Here is a 6,273-nt window from a genome sequence, read left to right as displayed (position 1 = left end):
GAATCTATCTGGGATAGATTTACTCATCAAAAGGGAAATATCTCAAATAATGATACAGGCGATCTTGCCTGTGATCATTACCATAGATTCAAAGAAGATGTAGAACTAATGAAAGAAATTGGTTTAGATACCTATCGTTTTTCCATTGCTTGGCCGAGGATCTTACCTGCTGGTAAAGGAAAGATAAATCAAAGGGGGATTGATTTTTACAAATCCCTGGTTGATGAGCTTTTGCAAGCAGGAATCAAACCTGCTGCAACACTTTATCACTGGGATTTACCCCAGAAACTTCAGGATAAAGGTGGCTGGGAAAATCGAGATACTGCTAAATATTTTAATGAGTATGCTCGGATTATGTATAAAGAGTTTGGTGATCTTATTCCCCGCTGGATAACACATAATGAGCCAATGGTAGTTTCGATGGTTGGTAATCTATGGGGAGAGCATGCTCCTGGTTTTACCGATCCTCAAAAAGCATTACAGGTGGCACATAATCTATTACTTTCACATGGAATGGCAGTTAAGAGCTTTAGAGAAAGTGGTATCGATGGTCAAGTTGGTATTACTCTAAACCTAAACCATGTTTATCCAAAAACTAATAGCAAAGAAGATCAGTTGGCTAAAGATTATTGTGATGCTTTTAATAATCGCTGGTTTTTAGATCCAGTTTTTAAAGCTAAGTATCCGGAAAAATTAATGTCTTTATATCAGAATGAATATGATAATCCTTTTGAAATGGAAAAGGGAGACTTAGAAATAATAAGCAGAGATATTGATTTTTTAGGTATCAACTATTATTCAAGAGCAGTGGTTGAATATGATGAGTCTGAAAAACTTAATTTTAAAACAGTAAAACCAGATGGTGTAGAATACACCGAAATGGATTGGGAGGTATATCCAGAGGGCTTAACTGATTTATTATTAAGATTAAACAAAGAATATACTAAAGCTCCAATCTTTATTACCGAAAATGGAGCTGCCTATGATGATCAAATAGCAGAAGATGGGCAGGTTCATGATAAGAAACGAGTTGAATATTTGGAAGAACATTTTAAAGCAGCCAAGCAGGCGATTGAAGCTGGAGTTAATCTTGCTGGTTATTACATCTGGTCATTAATGGATAATTTCGAATGGGCATATGGTTATGATAAACGCTTTGGAATTATATTCATTGATTATGAAAATGAGCAGACAAGAATTTTAAAAGATAGTGCTAAGCTACTGCAGGAAGTTATTGCTAAAAACGGTTTAGATAAATAAATATTTGTTCTAAGGCAATAAAAGCTTAGAGTGGTTTAATTATAGAGCAGGTTCCCCTATACCAGCTTAATATCCCTTAACCACTTTAAGCTTTATTGACTTTCAAGACAATTAATGTTAATTTAGTTATACTCATTTTAAAAATTTTTAATTTTATTAATTTGATCCAAAAAATTAAGCAGGAGGAAATAAAATGGCTTCCCAAAAAGGAAAACTCGGATTTTTTCACTCACTCAAATGGAAGATTTCTGCCATTATAGTTTTAATTTTATTATTAGTTTTAGGAACGATCAGTTACATAACTTTTAATTCAGCATCTGAGATTGTGAGAGAACAGATTGATGAAAATATTAATTTAATTGCTGCTTCTTATCAAAGCAATGTTGATGCAATGTTAAAAACACTTAATCGGCAAATAGACTCAATTAGCTCTGATAGTAGTTTTAATGGTTATTATACTCTAATGGAAGGACTTTATCCCGGAGGAGAAGTAACTGCTGAACAGAGAGAAGAATTTTTAGCAAATATTGATTCCTTTTTAAGTATGGAATATTCTACTGCTTCAGCCCTGGGTTCAGTTTCCAAAAACATAGAAAGTATTGAATATGCATATCTTGCTATGGCAGATGGAACTGTTATTGCCGATTCTCGTGCTTATTCAGCTCAGGCTGTAGAAGATAATGAGAATTACTTAAGAGAACATCTGAGTCAAGATTTATATAAAGATATTAATTTTGGTACTATCCATAGTGAGGGAGAAAACAACTACTTATTATATAATTCTCCACTATATGGAGATGATGGGGAGACTATAACTGCTTATATTGTTCTTGCCCTAAACCCAGAAATTGTTTACTCTGAGCTCCAGAGTCTTGCTGTTGATAATGCAGATAATTATAGGCTTATTAACGCGAATGGACAAATAATTAGAGCTCAAAATAGAGATTTATTTGCCCAGACAATTGATAATCAGTGGTTTATAGATAATCAGGTAGAGGGAGAAAATATAATAACTACTGAGATAGATAATAATTATTTACTAAAAGAACAAATTACTGAAAACTTAGCTCTGGCAGTAGAAATACCAAATTCTGAAATGCTGGCACCTGTAAATAGTTTAGGCCAGAATATTTTAACAGTATCAATAATTTCATTGTTTTTAGCTTTAATTATTACAGTCTTATTTATTAGCTGGCAGCTTAAACCACTTTCAGCCTTTATGGAAGCATTTAGGAATATGAAAAATGGTGATTTAAGAGATCAGGTCAAGATGGAAGGCAAGAATTTAAAAAGAAAAGATGAAATTGGAATTATGGCTGGTATTTTTAATGAGATGCTGGATGAACTTAAAGGTCTGGTAATTGATATTGATCAACAAGCAAGAAATTTAAATCAGTCAGCAGAAAAAATGGATAATAATAGTCGTGAGGTTAGTAAAGGAGCAGAAGAAGTTGGTCTGGCAGTAGAAAATTTATCAGCTGGTTCAGAAGAACAGCTTGCTCAGATAGAAGAAAGTAATAATAATGTTCAGCGTTTAAATAATGAGATTAAAGAAGTTGATAGTAATGCGGAAGAAATTTCAAAAGGTGCTCAAGAAGTTTTAAGCAGTATCGAAAAAGGGAATCAGACTGTTGATAGTTCTATTAAAAATATTAATGATCTGAGTCAGGAGACATCGGAAGTCGCAAAGCTAATTCAAAATTTAGGGACAATGTCAGAAGAAATTGGAGATATTGTAGTTTTAATTAATGATATTTCTAATCAGACTAATTTATTAGCTCTTAATGCGGCAATAGAAGCTGCAAGAGCTGGAGAAGCAGGGCGAGGTTTTTCTGTAGTAGCAGACGAGATTCGTTCTCTTGCAGAAGAATCAGCAGATGCAACAGAACAAATATCTAAGCTAATAGAAAAAATTCAGTCTGGAGTTAATCAGGCAGTTAATTCTATGGATGAAAATGAGGAACTTGTAGATGCCAGTGTGGGCAGTATTGAAGAGACAAATGACATCTTTAAAGAAATTAGAAATGTATCAAATGATTTAGGGAATTCAATTAATAATGTAGTTAAGAGAATTGCATCAATGCGAGAAGAAAGCGAAAATGTTGAAAATGCTATTAATGATATTGCAAAAGTAACCCGTGATTTTGCTTCCAGTTCAGAACAGATTTCGGCTTCAACAGAAGAACAGTCTGCTTCAACAGATGAGATTTTAGATACAGCTGTTGAGCTTAAAACTATGTCTGAAGAATTAATTAATAATATCAATGATTTTCAGGTAGAATAACTAATAAAATATAGAGGTGATCAGATGAATAATCTTAGTCTAAATGGTAAGTGGCAGTTAAATCAGAGTGGAGAGAATGATGTTATCACAGCAGAAGTTCCTGGTTGTGTTCATACTGATTTAATAAATGCTGGTCTAATTGATGATCCATTTTATAGAGATAATGAAGAGAAAGTTATGTGGATTGGTGAGAGTGATTGGGATTACAGTCGTACTTTTAATCTTGATGCTGACTTTTTAGCAGCTAAAAAAATTCTTTTAAGTGCAAAAGGTTTGGACACTCTGGCTGAAATTTATTTAAATGAGCAAAAAATAGCTTCTACTAATAATATGTATCGGGAGTGGGAGTTTGATGTCAAAGAATATCTGAAAGAAGGAGAAAACGAAATAAAAATTCATTTTAATTCTCCTCTGCCATATCTAAAGCAAAAAGATGAGGAATTCCATATTCCAGCTTGGAGTGTTGGTGACCACCGTCTGCATGGAGGTGGCTGGCTGCGAAAACAGCCAAGTAATTTTGGTTGGGATTGGGGTCCGATGCTTGTTACAATGGGAATCTGGAAAGATATTGAACTAATCGCACTTGATAAAGCACGTATAGAAGCAGTTCAGATAGAGCAAAATCATTTAGAAAATGGTGATGTTGATTTAAGTATTGATCTCGAATGTGAAAAAATTGCTGCTGAAAATCTTACTGTAGAAATAGACTTTTCACTGGCAGGAAAAAAGGAATACCACAATAAATTTGAAATTGAAGGTGAAAAAGCAAAAATTGACTTTGAAGTAGAAAATCCAGAAATCTGGTGGCCTAATGGAATGGGAGAGCAGCCTCTCTATAACTTAGAGATTACCATTTATGATAGTAATGGCCAGTATTTAGACAAGAATCAGAAAAAAATAGGTTTAAGAACTCTTGAATTAATTACTGAAGCAGATGAATGGGGAGAATCTTTTAAATTCAGGGCAAATGGAGAGGACTTTTTTGCCAAAGGAGCTAACTGGATTCCAGCTGATGCTTTTGTCTCTCGAGTTAAAAGAGAAGATTATAGAGAGCTTTTAGAATCTGCAGCCGCTGCTAACATGAATATGCTCAGAGTCTGGGGTGGTGGACTATATGAGACTGATGACTTTTATGAAATCTGTGATCAACTTGGATTGACTGTCTGGCAGGATTTCGTATTTGCCTGTGGAACCTATCCGAGTTTTGATGATGATTTTATGGAAAATGTTAAAGTTGAAGCAGAAGATAATGTAAAAAGAATACGCCATCATGCTTCTCTGGCACTATGGTGTGGTAATAATGAGATTGAACAGGGAATTGCAGCTGAAGAGTGGGACAGTGAAAAAATAACAATGCCCTGGGATGATTATAAAAAGCTTTTTGATGAACTACTGCCCGAAATTGTAGCAGATCATAATCCACAGACTGATTACTGGCCAGGTAGTCCTCACACTCCTCAGGGTGATCGTAATGATTATAATAACCCTGACTCAGGAGATGCTCATCTCTGGGATGTCTGGCATGGTTTAAAACCATTTGAATGGTATCGTAGTTGTGAACATCGCTTTAATAGTGAATTTGGTTTTCAATCATTTCCTGAACCTAAAACTAGTTATGGATATACTGAAAAAGAAGACCGCAACATAACTTCATATGTAATGGAACACCATCAACGGAGTGGAATTGGTAATTCAGTAATTATGCATTACATGCTCCAGTGGTTCCGTTTACCTGTTGGTTTTGAAAATACTATCTGGACCAGTCAAATTCTGCAGGGCCTCGGTATTAAATATGCTGTCGAAAACTGGCGTCGTAATATGCCAAGAGGAATGGGAACACTTTACTGGCAGTTAAATGATAACTGGCCGGTAGCGAGCTGGTCTTCCCTAGATTATCACGGCCGCTGGAAGGCCTTACACTATATGGCTAAAAAATTCTATGCACCTCTACTAGTTTCTGGAATTGAAAATCCAGAAGATTCAACAGTAGAAATTCATATTACCAGTGATTTAATGGAGAAGCAGCAGGGCGAGTTAAACTGGCAGCTTCGCGATGTAGCTGGTAAATTAATTAAGTCTAATAATTTTGCAGTGGAAATTGAAGGGCAGAGCAATCAAAAAGTGCTCAAACTTAACTTTAAAGAAGAAGTTTCTGAATTTGGAAACAGAGATTTAATGCTTTGGGTGGAATTAAAAGTAGAAGGAGAAATTGTCGCAGATAATTTTGTTTCTTTTGCTAAACCAAAACATATGCAGCTTAAAGAGCCTGGATTTGAAACTAATATTGAAGCTTTAGAAGAAAATAAATTTAAATTAAATCTTAATGCTCAAAATACTGCTCTCTGGACCTGGCTTGAGCTTAGTGAGATTGATGCTCAATTAAGTGATAATTTCTTCCATATTTACCCTGGGAGAGAGATAATAATTGAGATTAAGCCGGAAAAAGAAATGACAGTAGAAGAAGTAGAAGAAAAATTAATGATAAAATCACTTGTTGACACATACTAAATTTTTTAGATTTAGTCATTTGAGACTAAGTTAAGCTGATATTTTGGTAGTCAACTTAGTTTTATCTTAATTAAAATTAAATAATAGGCACACTAATAGGGGTGGATTATTAAAAGCTAATTTTTAATAGTACACCCTTTTATTTTTAAGAAGGGATGATAATTATGCAAAAAAAGCTTCAATTAAAATTTCTCGATTCATTAATTAAAGAAAAAGAATAA

Annotated in this window: 3 protein-coding genes; all 3 read left to right on the top strand. The window is 34.3% G+C overall.

Going from position 1 to position 6,273, the window contains the following annotated elements; all coding sequences use genetic code 11:
- Nucleotides 1–1,260 (top strand): GH1 family beta-glucosidase (locus CI949_RS15105; protein WP_290767788.1); only part of this gene is annotated, 1,260 nt, incomplete at its 5' end.
- Between the two features lie 193 nt (nt 1,261–1,453).
- Nucleotides 1,454–3,544 (top strand): methyl-accepting chemotaxis protein, encoded by a 2,091-nt coding sequence (locus CI949_RS15100; protein WP_108138789.1) that lies wholly within the window; start codon nt 1,454–1,456, stop codon nt 3,542–3,544.
- Nucleotides 3,545–3,568: 24 nt separating this feature from the next.
- Nucleotides 3,569–6,052, top strand: coding sequence for a glycosyl hydrolase 2 galactose-binding domain-containing protein (locus CI949_RS15095; protein ID WP_108138787.1), 2,484 nt, complete (start codon nt 3,569–3,571; stop codon nt 6,050–6,052).
- Nucleotides 6,053–6,273: the final 221 nt, after the last annotated feature.

The sequence above is a fragment of the Halanaerobium sp. genome, from assembly GCF_003070835.1.
This window is presented reverse-complemented; position numbering and strand designations above follow the sequence as displayed.

Coding starts and splice junctions, on each gene's coding strand:
- CI949_RS15095 (WP_108138787.1), top strand. CDS start 3,569: ATGAATAATCTTAGTCTAAATGGTAAGTGGCAGTTAAATCAGAGTGGA.
- CI949_RS15100 (WP_108138789.1), top strand. CDS start 1,454: ATGGCTTCCCAAAAAGGAAAACTCGGATTTTTTCACTCACTCAAATGG.